General features: G+C 62.0%; 23 protein-coding genes. 14 read left to right on the forward strand and 9 right to left on the reverse strand.

Features of this window, described 5'->3' with window-relative positions:
- Window positions 1-256: 256 nt before the first annotated feature.
- The 8 genes from infA (at window position 257) to VNK82_01940 (ending at window position 5,152) form a co-directional block, all read left to right on the forward strand.
- Window positions 257-475, forward strand: coding sequence for a translation initiation factor IF-1 (gene infA, locus VNK82_01905; GenBank protein ID HXE89697.1), 219 nt, complete (start codon window positions 257-259; stop codon window positions 473-475).
- Window positions 476-561: 86 nt separating this feature from the next.
- Window positions 562-675 carry a 50S ribosomal protein L36 gene (gene rpmJ / locus VNK82_01910; GenBank protein HXE89698.1) on the forward strand — a complete coding sequence of 38 codons (114 nt, stop codon included), beginning with the start codon at window positions 562-564 and terminating at the stop codon, window positions 673-675.
- Between the two features lie 66 nt (window positions 676-741).
- The gene (gene rpsM, locus VNK82_01915; protein ID HXE89699.1) at window positions 742-1,128 is read left to right on the forward strand and encodes a 30S ribosomal protein S13; all 387 of its coding nucleotides are present in this window, start codon (window positions 742-744) and stop codon (window positions 1,126-1,128) included.
- Window positions 1,129-1,131: 3 nt separating this feature from the next.
- Entirely contained in the window at window positions 1,132-1,581 is a 450-nt protein-coding gene (gene rpsK, locus VNK82_01920; GenBank protein HXE89700.1) for a 30S ribosomal protein S11, read from the forward strand.
- A 119-nt stretch (window positions 1,582-1,700) separates the two neighbouring features.
- On the forward strand, window positions 1,701-2,330 hold the full coding sequence (rpsD, locus tag VNK82_01925) for a 30S ribosomal protein S4 (protein ID HXE89701.1): 630 nt from the start codon (window positions 1,701-1,703) through the stop codon (window positions 2,328-2,330).
- Between the two features lie 61 nt (window positions 2,331-2,391).
- Window positions 2,392-3,387 (forward strand): DNA-directed RNA polymerase subunit alpha, encoded by a 996-nt coding sequence (locus VNK82_01930; protein ID HXE89702.1) that lies wholly within the window; start codon window positions 2,392-2,394, stop codon window positions 3,385-3,387.
- Window positions 3,388-3,410: 23 nt separating this feature from the next.
- A complete protein-coding gene (gene rplQ / locus VNK82_01935; GenBank protein HXE89703.1) occupies window positions 3,411-3,893 on the forward strand; it encodes a 50S ribosomal protein L17 in 483 nt (160 codons plus the stop codon).
- A 77-nt stretch (window positions 3,894-3,970) separates the two neighbouring features.
- A complete protein-coding gene (locus VNK82_01940; protein HXE89704.1) occupies window positions 3,971-5,152 on the forward strand; it encodes an MFS transporter in 1,182 nt (393 codons plus the stop codon).
- 38 nt (window positions 5,153-5,190) lie between these two features.
- Here the strand turns inward: VNK82_01940 and VNK82_01945 are convergent, their stop codons facing one another.
- From VNK82_01945 to VNK82_01985, 9 genes are all read right to left on the reverse strand, one after another.
- Window positions 5,191-5,601, reverse strand: a complete 411-nt coding sequence (locus VNK82_01945; GenBank protein HXE89705.1) for a VanZ family protein — start codon at window positions 5,599-5,601, stop codon at window positions 5,191-5,193.
- A 97-nt stretch (window positions 5,602-5,698) separates the two neighbouring features.
- The gene (gene guaB, locus VNK82_01950) at window positions 5,699-7,201 is read right to left on the reverse strand and encodes an IMP dehydrogenase (protein ID HXE89706.1); all 1,503 of its coding nucleotides are present in this window, start codon (window positions 7,199-7,201) and stop codon (window positions 5,699-5,701) included.
- Window positions 7,202-7,327: 126 nt separating this feature from the next.
- Entirely contained in the window at window positions 7,328-7,753 is a 426-nt protein-coding gene (locus VNK82_01955; protein HXE89707.1) for a TA system VapC family ribonuclease toxin, read from the reverse strand.
- Entirely contained in the window at window positions 7,731-7,973 is a 243-nt protein-coding gene (locus tag VNK82_01960) for a hypothetical protein (protein HXE89708.1), read from the reverse strand. Before VNK82_01960 ends, VNK82_01955 begins: the two co-directional genes overlap by 23 nt.
- Before the next feature lie 64 nt (window positions 7,974-8,037).
- Window positions 8,038-8,538 carry a hypothetical protein gene (locus VNK82_01965; protein ID HXE89709.1) on the reverse strand — a complete coding sequence of 167 codons (501 nt, stop codon included), beginning with the start codon at window positions 8,536-8,538 and terminating at the stop codon, window positions 8,038-8,040.
- Window positions 8,539-8,822: 284 nt separating this feature from the next.
- Entirely contained in the window at window positions 8,823-10,196 is a 1,374-nt protein-coding gene (locus VNK82_01970; protein ID HXE89710.1) for a HEPN domain-containing protein, read from the reverse strand.
- 58 nt (window positions 10,197-10,254) lie between these two features.
- Complete coding sequence (locus VNK82_01975; protein ID HXE89711.1) at window positions 10,255-10,740, reverse strand: hypothetical protein; 486 nt, start codon at window positions 10,738-10,740, stop codon at window positions 10,255-10,257.
- Between the two features lie 89 nt (window positions 10,741-10,829).
- Window positions 10,830-11,699, reverse strand: coding sequence for a hypothetical protein (locus VNK82_01980; GenBank protein HXE89712.1), 870 nt, complete (start codon window positions 11,697-11,699; stop codon window positions 10,830-10,832).
- Window positions 11,700-12,127: 428 nt separating this feature from the next.
- Window positions 12,128-12,334 (reverse strand): hypothetical protein, encoded by a 207-nt coding sequence (locus VNK82_01985; protein ID HXE89713.1) that lies wholly within the window; start codon window positions 12,332-12,334, stop codon window positions 12,128-12,130.
- Between the two features lie 155 nt (window positions 12,335-12,489).
- Here VNK82_01985 and VNK82_01990 point away from each other — a divergent pair, with 155 nt between their 5' ends.
- The 6 genes from VNK82_01990 to VNK82_02015 all read left to right on the forward strand — a co-directional run.
- Window positions 12,490-12,897 (forward strand): MerR family DNA-binding protein, encoded by a 408-nt coding sequence (locus VNK82_01990; protein ID HXE89714.1) that lies wholly within the window; start codon window positions 12,490-12,492, stop codon window positions 12,895-12,897.
- Complete coding sequence (locus VNK82_01995) at window positions 12,897-13,610, forward strand: hypothetical protein (GenBank protein ID HXE89715.1); 714 nt, start codon at window positions 12,897-12,899, stop codon at window positions 13,608-13,610. The genes VNK82_01990 and VNK82_01995 overlap by 1 nt, the downstream gene beginning before the upstream one ends.
- 20 nt (window positions 13,611-13,630) lie before the next feature.
- Entirely contained in the window at window positions 13,631-13,900 is a 270-nt protein-coding gene (locus VNK82_02000) for a thioredoxin family protein (GenBank protein HXE89716.1), read from the forward strand.
- A gap of 369 nt (window positions 13,901-14,269) precedes the next feature.
- Entirely contained in the window at window positions 14,270-14,788 is a 519-nt protein-coding gene (gene rimP / locus VNK82_02005) for a ribosome maturation factor RimP (protein ID HXE89717.1), read from the forward strand.
- A 94-nt stretch (window positions 14,789-14,882) separates the two neighbouring features.
- Window positions 14,883-16,460, forward strand: a complete 1,578-nt coding sequence (gene nusA / locus VNK82_02010; protein HXE89718.1) for a transcription termination factor NusA — start codon at window positions 14,883-14,885, stop codon at window positions 16,458-16,460.
- 156 nt (window positions 16,461-16,616) lie between these two features.
- A partial coding sequence (locus VNK82_02015; GenBank protein HXE89719.1) for a translation initiation factor IF-2 N-terminal domain-containing protein occupies window positions 16,617-17,117 on the forward strand: 501 nt, incomplete at its 3' end.

A 17,117-nucleotide genomic window follows, 5' to 3' on the forward strand; every position in this document is an offset into this window, starting at 1 on the left:
CCGTAGGCGGACGAGCAAGCCCTGGGTAGGGAAGCGAACAGAGTCGTGCCCGACTGGCGGCGAGCAACGCGAGCCGGCAATAGGAGGGCGCCACCAACACGAGCGGCGGGCAAAGAAGACGCGATTGAGGTTGAGCCGTTCAGCGGGCGTGAGTGAGTCCGCCACAGGCGGACGAGCGGGAGCCCGCTGGCGAAATCCTGAGGGAAGCGAAGGATCTCTAGGGAGCAACGCCAGGGAATATCGAGCAAAGGAGCGAATGGGCAAAGAGGACGCGATTGAGGTCATGGCAACGGTGCTCGAATCACTGCCCAACGCCATGTTCCGCGTGGAGCTGGAGAACAAGCATCAGGTGTTGGCGCACGTCTCCGGCAAGATGCGTAAGAACTTCATCCGCATTCTCCCCGGCGACAAGGTCGCGGTCGAGCTTTCCCCGTACGACCTGACCCGCGGCCGCATCGTCTATCGCTATAAGTAGCTTCTGTTTTGGTTTTGCTGGCAACTGGCTACTAGGTACTGGGTACCTGAACTGAGAACTGAGAACCGAGAACTGAGAACTGGTTTATGAAAGTTCGAGCCGCCGTCAAGAAGATTTGCGACAAGTGCAAGATCGTCCGCCGCCGCGGCGTGGTGCGGGTGATCTGCGTCAACTCGAAACACAAGCAGCGCCAGGGATGAATATGGCGTTGTCTTTAACTGGGTACTGGGTACTGAGTACTAGGTACTAAGGAGCTGAGGTAAAGCATGGCACGCATCGCAGGCGTTGACCTCCCGCGCAACAAGCACGTGGACATCGCGCTGACCTACATCTACGGCATCGGCAACTCGCGCGCGCGCCGCATCCTGGACGCGGCCCGCGTGGACGCCATGAAGAAAGTCCAGGACCTCCAGGAAGACGAGGTCAACCGCATCCGCCAGGTGATCGAGAGCGAAGGCGGCGTAGAAGGCGACTTGCGCAAGGACGTCGCCATGCACATCAAGCGCCTTATCGAGATCGGCTCCTATCGCGGCTCGCGTCACCGGAAGGGCCTCCCCGTGCGCGGGCAGCGCACGCATACCAACGCGCGCACCCGCAAGGGTCCGCGCCGCGCCACCGTGGCCGCGAAAAAGAAAGCCACGGCGAAGACCTAACCTATGGCCAAGACACCTGCCGCACCCGCAGGCGGCGCCGCCCCGGCCGCCCCGGAAAAGGAAAAGAAGGGCAAGCGCAAGCAGTTCAAGAAGAAGGAGCGCAAGAACGTGCCCTACGGGCTGGTCCACATCCAGGCGACCTTCAACAACACCATCGTGACCATCACCGATCCCGATGGCCGCGTCATCTCCTGGAAGAGCGCCGGTTCCATGGGCTTCCGCGGCTCGCGCAAGGGCACTCCGTTCGCTGCGCAGCAGGCGGCCTTGAACGCCGCCAACGCCAGCCGCGAGCACGGCCTGCGTACCGTCGACGTCCGCGTCAGCGGGCCGGGTTCCGGACGCGAGAGCGCCGTCCGCGCCCTGGCCGCCGCCGGGCTGGAAGTGCGGAGCATACGCGACGTCACTCCCATCCCTCACAACGGCTGCCGCCCGCCCAAGCGGAGAAGGGTTTGATTCGGTTTGTTTGACTGGCCACTGATCACTGATCACTGGCCACTGATTTCGGATCAGGAAGAAAGAGCGCCAGGCTCCGTAAACTGATCGGCACCTGAAACAAGGAAGGAGAAACTGACTTGGCACGTTACACAGGCGCGGTCTGCCGTCTCTGCCGCCGCGAAGGCATGAAGCTTTTCCTCAAGGGCGCAAAGTGTTTTTCCGAGAAGTGCCCGGTGGAAAAGCGCAACTTCGCTCCCGGACAGCACGGCAAGGACCGCCGCGCAAAGATCGTCGGCTACGGTTTGCAGCTCCGCGAGAAGCAGAAGACCAAGCGCATCTATTTCACTCTGGAGAAGCAGTTCCGCAATTACTTTGAGAAGGCGGCGCGCAAGCCGGGCGTCACCGGCGAAATGCTGCTCCAGCAGCTCGAGCGCCGTTTGGACAACGTGGTCTTCCGCCTGGGCTTCGCCCAGTCGCGGCGCCAGGCCCGCCAGTTGGTGCGCCACGGCCACATCGCCGTCAACGGCCGCAAGGTCAACATCCCCTCCTTCCAGGTCGCCGTCGGCGACCAGGTGGAAGTGCGGGAGGCCAGCCGCCAGATGCCCGTCATCGCCCAGGCCGTGGAGTTCACCAGCCACCAGCCCGCTACCGCGTGGCTGGAGCTGGATCGCGCCGCGCTCAAGGGCAAGGTCCTGGCTTTGCCCAAGCGCGAAGACATCAACCTGCCCGTCAACGAGCAGCTGATCGTTGAGCTTTACTCAAAATAGGACTAACTGGCCACTGACCACTGGCCACTGACAACTGGTTCCACACAGGAGTGACATCGAAATGCTTTGGAAAGGTTTTCAGAAACCGAAAAGGCTCGCGGCCGACGTTGAAACCCTGACCGACCGCTACGGACGCTTCACCGCCCAGCCGTTCGAGCGCGGCTTCGGCACCACCATCGGCAATGCCTTGCGGCGCGTGCTGCTCTCCTCCATCGAGGGCGCAGCCGTCACCGCGGTCAAGATCGAGGGCGTGCTGCACGAGTTCCAGTCCATCCCCGGCGTGGTCGAGGATGCCACCGACATCATCCTCAACATCAAGCAGGTGCCGTTCAAGCTCAGCGGCGACGGCCCCAAGGCCATCTACCTGCGCGCCGAAAAGCCGGGCGTCGTCACCAGCGGCATGATCGAGGCCGATGGCGACGTCGAGGTGCTCGACAAGAACGTCTACATCGCCACCGTCAGCGAGGGCGGGCGCCTGGACATGGAGATGCGCCTCAAGCGCGGTCGCGGATACGTCTCCGCCGACAAGAACTTCGACGAAGATCTGGGCATCGGCTTCATCCCCATCGATTCCGTGCATTCGCCGGTGCGCAAGTGCAACTACACCGTCGAGGCCGCGCGCCTCGGCCAGATCACCGATTACGACAAGCTCACGCTCGAAGTCTGGACCAACGGCTCGGTCTCGCCCGCCGATGCCATCGGTCTCTCCGCCAAGCTGCTCAAGGACCACATGAGCATCTTCATCAACTTCGAGGAGGAGATCGAAACCGAAGCCGCCGCCGACGACCACCGGCCGGTCATCCGCAACGAGAACCTTAACCGCTCCGTCGAAGAGCTGGAGCTCTCCGTGCGCAGCTACAACTGCCTCAAGAACGCCAACATCCAGACGATCGGCGAGCTGGTGCAGAAGACCGAAGCGGAAATGCTCAAGACCAAGAACTTTGGCCGCAAGTCGCTCAACGAGATCAAGGAGATCCTGGGCACCATGGGCCTGAGCCTGGGAATGAAGATCGATGAGCAGGGCAATGCCGTCGCCGGCGACGCCAACCGCCGCTAGAAAGGGATACCGAGGAACCGACCATGCGTCATCGTAGAGGAGGCTGGAAGCTCGGGCGCAATACCAGTCACCGCCGCGCTCTGCTGCGCAACCTGGTGACTTCGCTCATTCTCGAGGAGCGCATCGAGACCACGGTGCCCAAGGCCAAGGCCATGCGTCCGCACGTCGAGCGCATGATCACCCTTGGCAAGCAGGGCGATCTGGCCGCGCGCCGGCACGCCGCGGCCTGGCTCATGACTCCCGAGTCGGTCCGCAAGCTGTTCGACATTGCGCCCCGATTCGGCGACCGCTCCGGCGGATACCTGCGCATCATTCGCTCCGGCTGGCGGCAGGGAGACGGCGGCGAGAAGTGTTTCATCGAGCTGCTGGGCAGCGAGAAGCTGCAGCAGCAGAAACGCGAGAAACGCGCGGAAGCCCGTGCCAGGCGCGCCGAGGCGACCAAGAAAGCCATGGAGGAAGCCGAAGCGCAACCGCCTGCCGAAGAGGGCACGGACAAGAAAGAATAGGCTTCACCGCGAGTCCGATCTTCCAGCGCACCCGAACTCGGGTGCGCTTTTCTTTTTCCGCGTGATACAAATCGTGCATGCCCGCTGACCCGCGCGCGGAGCGCAATGTCCGCGTCTTCGGCGCCACGTCGTTCCTCAACGACACTGCGACCGAGATGTCGTACTGGGTGCTGCCTGCGTTCCTTTCCACGCTGGGCGCGGGACCGGCCCAACTGGGCATCATCGAAGGCATCGCCGAGAGCGTAGCGTCATTCTCCAAGCTCCTTTCCGGCTACCTCACCGATCGCTTCGCGCGGCGCAAGCCGCTGGTTGTGTTCGGCTACGCGGTGGCCAACCTAGCCAAGCCGCTGCTCGCGCTGGCGACGTCGTGGCACCACGTGCTGGTGGTGCGCTTTGCCGACCGCACGGCAAAGGGCTTGCGCGGAGCGCCGCGCGACGTGATGCTGGCGGAATCGGTGCCGCGCGGGCGCCTGGGCGCAAGCTTCGGCCTGCTGCAGGCCATGGATTCCGCGGGCGCCATCGCCGGACCCTTGCTCGCACTCGCCATCCTCTCTCACTTCTCTCTGCGCGGCGTGTTCTGGGCCGCAGCGGTTCCCGGACTGCTCAGCATCGCGGTGGTTGCCATGCTGGCCCGAGAGACCGGAGCGCCGCGTTCGGTCACGACCGCCACAGGTGCGCCGAAGGCCGAAGCATCGGCCGATCCCGCTGCGCTTCCCGCCAGCTTCTACTGGATGCTGGCCGCGATCACGCTCTTTTCTTTGGGCAACTCGAGCGACATGTTCCTCATCCTGCGCGCGCAGCAGGCGGGCATCGCGCCGGTCTACGCGCCCTTGCTGGGACTGGTTTTCAACCTCGTGTACACGGCCGCTTCCTGGCCTGCGGGCCGCCTGAGCGACCGCGTTTCGCGGCGCGCGCTGGCCGCAGCCGGCTATCTCGTGTTCGCCGTGGTCTACGCCGTCTTCGCCGCCGCGCCCTCGCATCTGCTGCTCTGGCTCATGATGGGCGGCTACGGCCTGTATTACGCCCTCACCAGTCCGGTGCTGCGCGCGCTGGTGGCCGAGACCATCGCGCCGGAGGTTCGCGGACGCGCCTTCGGCATCTTGTATTTCGTCACCAGCATCGCCACGCTGCTGGCCAGCCTGATCACCGGTTTCCTCTGGGACCGTTTCGGCGCAGCACTGCCCTTCTATCTTTCCGCCGGCCTGGCCATCGTCTCAGCAGTGATGCTCGTGATGCGTAGTCCGAGAACTGAGGACTGAGAACCGGGAACTGTGAACTGTGAACTGTGAACTGTTCCCTACCTCTTCCGTTTCGCCGCAACCAGCAGCGCTCCCTGCGCCAGAATGGCGCCGAAGCAATCCAGGGCCACGTCACGAAAGGTTCCGGTGCGCTCTTTGGTGTAGCTCTGGAGCAGCTCATCGGAACCAGAGGTCAGCAGCACAATGCCCAGGGCGAGCACCGCCCAACGCAGTTTCCAGCGCGGCTGATCGGCGCGGTGCTCCTGCGCGGTGGCGCGCGCGGCCCGCAACGCCAGCCAGCTCAGCAAACCGTAGGCGACCACGTGGCCCAGCTTGCGCAGCGCACGGTGGATCAGGTCGATCTTGACGTCGCTGACTGCGCCGAACAGCGTGGTGATGAGCCACTTCACCCAGGGGCCAGTGGTTTCCCCGCCGAGCTGATCGCCGGAGGCCCAGAGAATCGCGGCCATCCAGAAGAGCGGCGGAAGCCAGTGGCGCGCGGCGATGTGAAAAAAAGAGCGCTTCGGGCCGGCCGGAGGGGCCGCCGCTTGCTCGTCCACCTGGGGCTTACTCGAGGCGATAGTTGGGCGCCTCTTTGGTGATGATGACGTCGTGCACGTGGCTTTCGCGCAGGCCGGCGCCGGAGATGCGTACGAAGCGCGCCTTCTGCTGCAGTTCGGCGATGCTCGCGCAGCCGCAGTAGCCCATGCCGGAGCGCAATCCGCCGACCAGCTGGTGGACCATGGCGGCCAGCGGCCCCTTGTAGGGCACGCGGCCCTCGATGCCTTCCGGGACGTACTTCACCAGGCGGTTGGCTTCCTCGTCCATCTCGAAGGCGGGCGAGGCGTCGCCATCGGTCGGCTGGGCGTAGCGTTCGGCGGAGCCGGCGCCCATGGCGGCAAGCGACCCCATGCCGCGGTAGGACTTGAAGGAGCGGCCCTGGTAGAGGATGGTCTCGCCCGGGCTCTCGTCGGTGCCGGCGAACAGCGAACCGATCATGACCACGCTGGCGCCGGCGGCCAGGGCCTTGGTGATGTCGCCCGAATACTTGATGCCGCCGTCGGCGATGAGCGGGATGTCGGCGTCCTTGACGGCGCGATACGATTCGGCGATGGCGGTGACCTGGGGCACGCCCGCGCCGGTGACGATGCGGGTGGTGCAGATGGAGCCCGGCCCGATGCCGACCTTCAAGGCGTCGGCGCCGCACTTGGCCAGCTCGCAGGCGCCGTCGAACGTGCCCACGTTGCCGGCAATCACGTCGATCTCCGGCAGTTTCGCTTTCAGCGTTTTCACTGCGTCCATCACGCGGGAAGAGTGGCCGTGCGCGGAGTCGACCACCAGCACGTCCACTTTCACTTTCACCAGCTCCTGGGCGCGTTCCAGGAAGTCGCCGGTAGCGCCTACGGCGCCGCCCACCCGCAGGCGTCCCTGCGCGTCTTTGGAGGAGTTCGGATACTTGAGTTTTTTCTGAATGTCCTTGACGGTGATCAGGCCTTTGAGGACGTCGTTCTTGTCCACGACCAGGAGCTTTTCGACGCGATGCTCGTGCAGGATGTTCTCGGCTTCCTCGAGCGTGGTGCCCACAGGAACGGTGATGAGCTTTTCCTTGGTCATCACCTTGCTGACCGGGATATCGGTGCGGGTCTCGAAGCGCAGGTCGCGATTGGTGAGAATGCCGACCAGCTTCTTGTTCTTGGTGACCGGCACGCCGGAGATCTTGTAGCGGCGCATCAGCTCGAGGGCTTCGGAGATCTTGGCGTCGGGCGGGATGGTGATGGGGTCCACGATCATGCCGCTCTCCGAGCGCTTCACCTTGTCCACTTCGCCGGCCTGCTCCTCGATGGAGAGATTGCGATGGATCACGCCCATGCCGCCCTGCTGGGCCAGCGCGATGGCCAGGCGTGAATCGGTCACGGTGTCCATCGCGGCGCTGATCAGCGGGATGTTGAGCGTGATGTTGCGCGTGAGCCGGGTCCGCGTATCGGCCTTGGCCGGGACTACGTCGGAACGCGCCGGCAAGAGCAACACGTCGTCGAAGGTGAGGGCCTCGGGAACAGGGAAATGGATCATTTGTGCGCGCTCACGCTCGGTGGGATGGCCATTGCCTATTCTAGCACTCAGCAATCAGCAGTCAGCACTCAGCCAGTTCTCAGTTCTCGGTTCTCAGTAGGCGGCAGCCAGTGTTGGGTTGCGTGCTCAAAGCACCAAGACCTCCACTCCCCGCGACAGAAGCGCGCGGTCGAAAGTCACCAGCTTCACGCCAGCTACGGCAGTGAAGGCAAGCAGGTAGGCATCTGCCCACACCTTGGGGGAGCGGGTGGAAAGGCGGGAGCGAGCACGAAGCTCCGGCTCGATGCCTTCCGGCTCCGGCAAGAATGCGATGCGGCTGTCCGCTTGCACCCGGTCCCAGAGATCCCAGGCCTGAGCCATGCTCTTGACGTCCCGGCCCATCAGTTTCTCGGTGGTGAGAAGCCGCAATACGGTCAATTGCGAGAAGCGGCAAAAAAAGAACTGTTCGTCGGCTGAGCGTTCAAACCATTCCCGAGCCTTTTCCGAATGCACATGACGGCTCCACAGCAGGGCCAGCCACACGTTGGCATCAAGGAAATTCAACGTATTCATAGATCTGTTCGTTCGTGAGATCGACCTTGGGGCCCTTGGACACGATCAACGGGAAGCGGACGCGTCTGGGGCGGGGCCGCTTGCCCTCAAGCAGAGTGGTGCGCACGCCGGTGAGAATCAGCTCGCGAACGGAGCGTCCCTGTGCGGCCGCCTGCTGCTTAAGCTTCCGGTACAGCGTGGCCGGAATGTCTACAGTGGTGCGAACGGATTCCTGCTTCATGATGTCAGTTTCTCACATTCGCCATAAATATGGAATACCCATCTAGTTGACCGCCCCGACGCTCTTAGTCGCTGGCGGCCTCCGTTCGGGGATTCAGGCCGACGGCGGCGGTGGCAGGCGGTGACTTGGGCAGAGTGCCGGGGGCAGCTTCGGCGGCGGCGCGGGCGGCGTCCTGTTTGGCCATTTCTTCGAGGCGGTCGAGCATGATCTCAGCGAGGCTGGGGCCGTTGATGTATTCGGCTTCCTGCTGCTCGCGGGCGAGCTGCTTGAGGTTGGCGCTGGCGGTCTGCAAGGCGTAGATGAGCAGAGCGCAGGTCTTGGTGTCGTGCGCCTTGTCTTGCAAGGCGCGGATGACCTGCACAAGGCCGAACTGGATGCTGGCGGCGTCCTCGATGATGGGCAGGTCGTAGTTGGGCCGCTTAGGACGGCGAGCCTGCTGATGGTAGTAGCAAAGACGGCGTCCGCTGACAGCGGGCGAGCCGCAGCGCACGCCGTTCAAGCGGACGTGCTGGCAGCGGGGAGCGTCGTGGGCGTTTTCGAGAGCAGATTCTTGTTGTGTGGTCATACCCCCTCCCCCGGGTGGTGTCTAGTGAAATCAAAGGTTTGCGGAACGAGATCTCGACGAGTCTCGGAATCCAAAGGAGTTACAGGTAAAGTCTCGTCCGTAAAGGAGTTAGCGGATTCAGGTTGCGGAAGTTCCCCCGTCACATAGGCGAACATAAGGCGAATATAGCAGAGATAGCGAGGATGTCAAGTGAAAAATAGAAGCATAGCAACAAGCGATAAGCGACGTGCGCAGCTTCAACGCCTTCGTTACCAACGGGGGCAGGCGCTCTCCTAATTGACGATTCAGAAAACGACTCCTGACGAAACAGGTTCAAGCACAGCAGTCTCCTCGGCTCCTAGAAGCCTGAGGATCAACAAGCGCAAGAACGCGCCCAACCGGAGGTTAAACAGAGCATAGTCGATAGGTTCAGTCAACACACTCCCTTTTCTTTCCGTGCCGGGGTGGGTCAGATAGTTACGCGTCTGTTTGATGGTGCGCACGAAAGCTGCTGGATCGCCGACCAGCTTGACCCGACTCTCTGGCGCGAGCATTTCGACGAGTTGCTCCAATCGATTCTGAAAGGAGAGTTGGTTTAGAAAATTGAAGCCGTGAGATATCGCCTCCGCTACTTCGGTTGGGATGGGCACGTCACAAAGAGCCGAACGTAGGGTTGCCTTCAAACGCTCGAAAAGATCATCTGGTATCGGTTGGTCGTCGTGGAAGACGCGATGGAGGCTTTCAGCTGCTTGCGCCAATGAAAGGAAATGAGATTCGACATAAGCATCGACATATAGAGTCCCTAGATAGAGATTGAAAACGCGTCGTGCAGCTTCACTACTTCGAAGCCAATTCCTAACTACATTTGTAGCCTTATCGCCAAGCTTGCGAAGAGTGACAACCGACTGTTGGCGAATCTTGCGGTCGGGAAAATCATGCATGTAATGAAATAAGACGTGGGCGGAGGTGGGGCGATTAGTCTCTGAATTCGGATGTTTCACGAGCCTGATTAGATGAGGTGCCGAATGCTGGCCAGCCAGTAGGGTGACCAGACCTGTCAAATGGCCGATGTAGGGCTCGTAGTCGTCAAAGTGACGAGGGTTGCTCGAAACAACGCATAGTTCAGACTCGTATGAGCCGTGTGCGGCAGCGCCTATGGAGAGAATTCGGTGTAATAGGAAACGAATCATGACCGTGCCAACATCTACGCTGAGAATCGGTTCCCGATACGCGGGAAATCGAAGTGTTACATCATCGCCGACATGTTCAGAGGAAATGTGAGGTACTGGGCAAATGTTCCGTAGCGCCGTATATCCAAGATGCATTTCGTGGAAGGTGGAAGGTCCTTCAAGACTCGCTGCTTCACCGATAACTGCTAGTTCCACATGGAAGGTCGATGTTGAAACTGGCACAATGCCAGCCTGGCACGCCTGGGAATCGCTAATCATCTCGACACGCGACAGACTACATGGCGTTGCGTCCGCGAGTATGCCGACCAGCAGTGGAATTTCCCGGGCACGGAAGGAGAAGCGATCAATTCTGCCTGTCACACCCTGCAATTCCACGCCGCTCTCAGGTGTGTAGGAGAGAGTTGCAGGAAACGTCTCGGTTGATTGAGGCACCCAAAATACTCCCGGTGAAACGAACGGTTCGTCGAGCCGGATGACGTTCTTCTTCACTGGGACTCCTTTCCAATTTGAGTCTGGGTCCAAGTCAATTAGAGGGTAGTCGGATGGCCTAATTCTGAGGCTTGACGGGGCACTTGACCACGATGGTGAGTGCACCGTTTGGGCCGAAACCCGGGAAGAAATCTAAGTCGATAACATCTCGGTATCGTTCTTGGAACCGACTGACGAGAGTATCGCTGGTAGCCGCGCCACAAAAGACAACGATAATCTGGTTGCTTCGCGGGTTCAGTTGCTCAATCTGTCCAATAAGACGATCATATTCGGACTTCTGCCGAAGGTTATGTTTCAGTTCGATGAAAACCTCACCCCTATTCACGATTCCGGGCCATGCCAGGTGGAGGTCGCAAGTTGTCCCCATATGGCGGTATTCAGGCTCGATGTGAGCTTGGGGTGCAACGTCTCTTAGAAAGCTCAGAAGAGCATTCCTATATTGAAGTTCCCCAGCAAGTTCGCCCGGGCTCCAGTCGTTCCGGATCACCTTAGCTACGGTGGTCATGAGGCCATTGAGCGCCACTGTAACCTTGTTGAGTGTCATGACTCTCGGTGTTGAGTGTAACGTGTGAAGGGCGGCTGAACGGAGCACCGAAAAGCAATTAAGAGCGCGAGCGTCCGTCTGCACAAGACCTATAATCCACCGCCTTCAGCTGCAGCGAGTGCTAGAACTTCTTGCACCAGGGGCTTGTTGGCCTCAAGTTCGCGAGAAGACAACATCACCTTGATGACATTTGGAGAAGGTTGGGATGCATCAATGCCGACGTCGTTCAGTTCTTGCAGGAGGGCAGCTGCCTTGTCCTCCGGAACGAGAAATTCCACCTTGCAATGGACCTTCTTACGGCGAGGGTAGAACCAGGCACAGTTCTTCTTCAGGCCGCCGACAGCGATGTGACCTGCATTATAAGTAACCCGAGGTGCCCTGCCGTTCTGACTCATAAGTTCAATACACTTGTCGAAGACCGCGATTGACTCGGGTGCGGAGTAGTCGACCCATTCCTGCCGAGTTGCTGCCTGAGGTTGAACTGGATCCCTGCCCTCGGGTGTTTCAAAGATGTCGAGTACCTTGGTAAAGCAGAGAGTCATCTTGCCATCGATTATCAGCGCATTGAGCTTGATGGCAATGATTGGGATGGACCTATTCAGTAACCAGATTACATTGAAGAATCGGTTGGTGATTTCTTCTGCTACGATTACCGCCCGATGTTCCCAGGAAGGCCAACGGCGGCTCTCGATGTCCCAATACTCCACCGTCCGGATGATGTGGCTTTCGTCGGTTGATCCCAACAACAGCTCGACCTCATACATTCGTTCAAGCTCTGGGTCCATGAGCAGAAAATCAAGCCTTCCTCCCGAGCTTTGACGCACTTCTCTGCCTGCATTCTTCAAGTCGCCCAAGCCCAGGATGGCGGGATTCGATAGAACGAGTTTCTGTAGCCAAGCTTCATCGTAGCCAGCCGTTCGAAGGCCGATGGACTGAGAGGGGATGTATGGATAAGGCATATTTCCTCCTCGGCGGAGCCGAGAGTTGGTCGCAATCTCTTAAACTGCGGGGCCCGTGGGAAGGATTAGGAATCTAGCGAAGGGGTGAGGGTGGTGTCAATGCTCTGTTGTGCCGTGCCTACGGCACTCGGCGTTTCCCCGGCTGCGTTTCCCAGCACTCACGTGCTGGGCTATCGAGTTGCCGTCGCTTCGCGACTGGGTGCACGCCGCGCAGGTGACAGGTGCGCACCGCTCGGCGTGTCTTGACGTAGCCAGTTCGGGAGTCACACACGGAGATCGAGATAACGTGCTGGGCTATCGAGTTGCCGTCGCTTCGCGACTGGGTGCATGGGCAGATTGGAGAGGGGGCTGCAGAAGTTAGGGCGCAGGGATTGTGCTTCCCACCCGATTGCTTCCAAGGATGAGAGCGACAAGGGTAGCAACCTCGTTCAGTTTGGGCGGTGGACGCGGCGGAGGAGGAAGAAGACTGCGATTCCGCCTAGCACGGAGCCGAGCAGGAACCACCTGGCGACGGGGATTCCCACCAGCACCATGAGGACAGTCCCAAGTGCGAAGATGGCGCCGGCGACGCAGCCACCGACCTTGATGTGGTGCATGGAGATGCCGGGGTGGTAGTTGGCGTCGCGGTGCTGCATGAGCAGGCCTTCTTGAGATTATCCCACCCTGTCGCTCCAAAGCCGCGAGCGACGAGAGTGGGGCAGCCCGCTCTTCCGCCAAAAGTGTTCCGGGGTTTCCCCCTTGACTCCGTAGTATGGTACGGGGTGGAGAATCGCGGTGAAGTGAGGGAGTCATGACCATCGGGCAACTGGCGCGCGAGGCGGGAGTGAACCTGGAGACGGTGCGTTTCTACGAACGGAAGGGGCTGATGCCGCGGCCGGCACGGCGGCCTTCGGGATATCGCGAGTATGCGCCGGAGGCGGCGCGGAGAATCCGGTTCATCCGGCGGGCCAAGGAACTCGGGTTCTCGTTGCGCGAGGTGGGCGAGTTGCTGCGCTTGCGAGTGGATCCGCGACGCAGTTGCGCGGACGTGAAGCGGCAGGCGGAGGCCAAGCTGGCGGACATCGAGGGGAAGCTGCGGGAGCTGCGGCACATGAAGGTCGCGCTGAAGAAGCTGGCCTCCGAATGCACGGGCCGCGGTCCGACCAGCCAATGTCCGCTGCTGGACGCGCTGGAGGCGGTGGAGAAAAAGAGGAAGTGATGCCGCGAGTGGAACTGATCTACGACCTCGATTGTCCGAATGTCAGCGAGGCACGCGTCGAGCTGCTGCGAGCGTTCGAGCGGGCGGGAATGCCGGCGCGCTGGGAAGAGTGGGAACGATCGGCGGCGGAGAGCCCGAGCTACGCGCGACGGTTCGGCTCTCCCACCGTGCTGGTGGATGGCGAGGACATCATCCCGATGGATGAGATTGCGGGCGAGGGTTGTTGTCGCCTGTATGCCGAAGCTTCCGGAACACGGCGAACGCCCTCGGCGGAACAGATAGCGAAGAAGTTGCGCGAGTCTGCGGGACCGCTGGGCGGCAGGGGCTGGGGCAGTGCCGCGGCCGTATTGCCGGGCGCAGGTGTGGCGCTGCTGCCCAAGCTGGCGTGCCCGGCATGCTGGCCGGCCTATGCGGCGCTGGTGAGTTCTTTGGGGATGGGTTTCCTTCTCGAGGACCGCTACCTGCTGGGTGTGACCGCAGGATTCCTGCTGCTGGCGTTGGGAGCACTGGCCTGGAGGGCAAGTCTGAGGCGCGGATATGGACCGCTCGTGCTCGGGGTACTGGCATCGCTGTCGATCCTGACGGGCAAGTTCACGCTGGAGTCGAAGCCGGTGCTGTGGAGCGGCGCGGCGCTGCTGCTGATGGCGTCAGTGTGGAATGCGTGGCCGCAGCGGCGGGCGTGCCCGGCGTGCGCGGTCCCACAACAGGAATGAGGATTGAAAAAGGAGAAATCATGGCGGCAAAAAGGAAGATCGAGATTTTCAGCGCAGGTTGCGCGGTGTGCGAGGAAACCATCCAACTGGTGAACCGCGTGGCGTGTCCATCGTGCGAGGTCAGCGTGCTGGACATGAGGGATAAGGCCGTGGCGGCTCGGGCGCGGTCGTTGGGTGTGCGGTCCGTTCCTGCGGTCGCCATCGACGGCAAGCTGGTGGACTGCTGCGCGGGCAGAGGACCAGAGGAAGGGACGCTGCGCCGCGCGGGTCTGGGACAGTCCTTAGCGTAACGGCCGTGAATTTCCCGCCCTTGTCGCGCCAGCGCCCGGGTGTACTCGCTCTCGGTGAGAGCCAGGAGAAAGACAGGCGCCGTGAGAGCCATACAGACCCCGCCGGTCAGGAGGCCGCACAGAACCACCCGTTCCCAGTTGATTTTTCCCATGACACCCCCGCGCCACAGCGGTGCGACCGGTCGCGTTTGTAACCAATCACCGCACAAGGTGCCGGTTCAGCGCCCATTTGTTTTTTCTCACTTGCGGGCGTAGAATAAAAAACGAGTTGACTGATGTGGCGGGAGCACACCAGTGGGCGCGAGCCCATTTTTTATTGCGGGAAAGGCGCTTTCCGCTATCCGCTCTCTGCTGTCAGCTAGAGCGGCCATGATGTCGGGTTTAGAGCACATACGGACGATCGCCGAGCGGGTGACGGGCTCCGCGGGTCTGGAGCTGGTGGACGTGGAGATGCGCGGCGGCGGGAAGTTCCGGACGCTGCGCATCGTGATCGACCGGCCGGGGCCGACGCCCGAGAGCCCTCCGGCCGGGGTGACGCATGAGGACTGCGCCGCCGTCAGCCGGGAGGTGAGCGCCATCCTCGATGTGGAGGACGCGGTGCCGGGCGGCAGCTACACCCTAGAGGTGTCGTCGCCGGGGCTGGACAGGAAGCTGGTGCGGCCGCTCGATTACGAGCGCTTCACCGGCAGCCGGGTGCATGTGATGACCAAGGAGCCGCTCGAAGGCAACCGGCACTTCGAAGGAAGACTCGAACGATTTAGCAACGGCCGGCTGACGCTGAAGGTCGAGCCTGGCCGAAGGGAACGCCGGCGTCACGGAGCCGTGGAGCGGACGCTGGAGATCGAGCTGGTCAACGTGGAGAGGGCGAGGGTGGTGCCGGAAATCTGAAAGGCCGTTTCGCGTTTCAGGTTTCACGTTTCGCGCGCTGGAATGGCGTACATGAGACGTGAAACGCGAAACCTGAAACGAGAAACCTGAAGTTATGCCGAGTTTGCTGTACCAACAGATCGACGCGCTGAGCCGGGAGAAGGGCATCGACCCGCAGATCGTGGTGTCGGCGGTGGAAGACGCCATTGTGGCGGCCACGCGCAAGAGCATCAAGACGCCGGAAGACCTGCGCGCCGAACTGGACAAAGAGACGGGCGTCATCGCGGTCTATGCCGTGAAGCAGGTGGTGGTGGACGAGGACGAGATCGAGGATCCGCACACGCAGTGCACGCTGGAGGAAGCGCGGGAAGTCGATCCCAACGCCGAAGTGGGCGGCGAGGTGAAGTTCCTGAAGTCCACCGAAGGGCTGGGGCGGATCTCGGCGCAGATCGCCAAGCAGATCATCTTCCAGAAGGTCCGGGAAGCGGAGCGGGACACCATCTACAACGAATACGTGAACCGCATCGGGGAGATCGTGACCGCGACGGTGAAGCGCATGGAAGGTCCGGACGTGATCTTTGACCTGGGCACCGAAGCGCGCATGCCGCGGCGAGAGCAGTCGCGGCTGGAGTCGTTCGCGGTGGGCGAGCGGGTGAAGGTGGTGATCGCGCGGCTGGAGCGGGCGACGCGGGGGCCGCAGGTGATCGTGTCGCGGGCGGCGCCGGAGCTGGTGCAGCACCTGTTCCAGACCGAAGTGCCGGAGATCTACGACGGCACGGTGCAGATCCGGGCCATCGCGCGCGAAGCCGGTGAGCGCACCAAGATCGCCGTCATGTCGAAGGACAAGGACGTGGACCCGGTGGGCGCGTGCGTGGGCATGAAGGGCATGCGGGTGCAGTCGATCATCCGCGAGCTGCGCGGGGAGAAGATCGACATCATCGAGTACCACGAGGACCCGGTGGTGTTCGCGGAAAAAGCGCTGCAGCCGGCGAAGGTGGGGCGCGTCTCGGTCGTGGATGCGGCGGAGAAGCACCTGGAAGTGATCGTGGATGACTCGCAGTTGTCGCTGGCCATCGGCAAGAAGGGGCAGAACGTCCGCCTGGCCGCCAAGCTGCTGGGCTGGAAGATTGACATCAAGAGCGAGGAAGAGAAGCGCCAGGAAGTGGAACAGCAGATGCAGGCGCTGGTGGCGCCTCCGACGACGCCGTTGGAGCAGGTGCCCGAACTGAGCGAAGGGCTGGTGGAGAAGCTGAAAGGCGCCGGAATCACCACGGTCGAGGGCCTGGCGGACATGACGCCGGAGCAGCTCGAGGCCATTCCCGGCATCGGGCCGAAGACGGTGGAAAAAATCAGCATCGCAGTCAATAATTACTTCCAGAGCCTGGGGGTGGCGCCGGAAGCGGGCGCCGGGGGCGCGGCGGAAGGCGCTGAGGCCGTTCCCGCCGAGGCAGCAGAAGCAGAGGTTGAGGCTGCGCCGGAAGAGGTATCAACCGAGGCCGCGCCGGAAGGCGCGGAGGCGCAAGCCGAAGAGCGTGGGGCCGAGGAAGCGGCGGCGGAAGCGGTTGCCGAAGAGGCCGTGGTCGAGGAAGCTTGGGCGGGAGCTCTCCCGGAAGAGGCACCAGCCGAGGAAGCTCCGGTGGAAGAAGCGGCAGCGGAAGAAGCGCCGGAATCGCACGAAGAACAGAAGTCATAAGAAGGTCGCGCGAGTCGCGGAAACAGGAACAGTCCGCGCGGAGCGCGGCCGAACATAGAGCACCGAAGCACCGTGTAAGCTGTCCAACCCAATGCGGAACCAAGACCAGGGGGTTCGGATGAAGACTTAGCGGAAATTCGGAGAAATACAGGGCGGATGGATAAAGTACGAATCAACGATCTGGCCAGGGAACTGGAAGTCAAGAGCAAGGCCATCCTGGACCTGCTCCCGGGCTTCGGCGTCACAGAAAAGAAGACGCACTCGAGCTCGGTGGATCCCGACGTGGCCGAAAAAGTGCGGCAAGCCATCCGCGCCCAGGCGGAAGCGGCCGCGCCACGCGCGAAAACGGCAGCGCGTGCCGCCCCAGCAGAACCGGAAATCAAGCCCAAGTTCGACCTTTCCCGAATCTCCAAACCGGGGGATGTGCTGAAGGCCATCTCCGGACAAGCTGCGCCTCCCGCCAAGCCGGCGGCTGCGCCTCCGGTGGCTGCGGCGCCTGCGGCGCCAGCCGCCCCGACGAAACCGAAGGTGGCGGCAGCCGCGCCTCCGGCAGCGGCGGCTCCGGCAGCACCGGCAGTTCCGGCAGCCAAGCCAGCTACGCCGCCCGCGGCGGCCACAGCTCCGCCGGCGGCTGCGCCAGCCGCGGCAAGACCCACG

It is taken from the genome of Terriglobales bacterium, from assembly GCA_035573675.1.
In the GTDB taxonomy this organism is placed as follows: Bacteria; Acidobacteriota; Terriglobia; order Terriglobales; family Acidobacteriaceae; genus DATMAB01.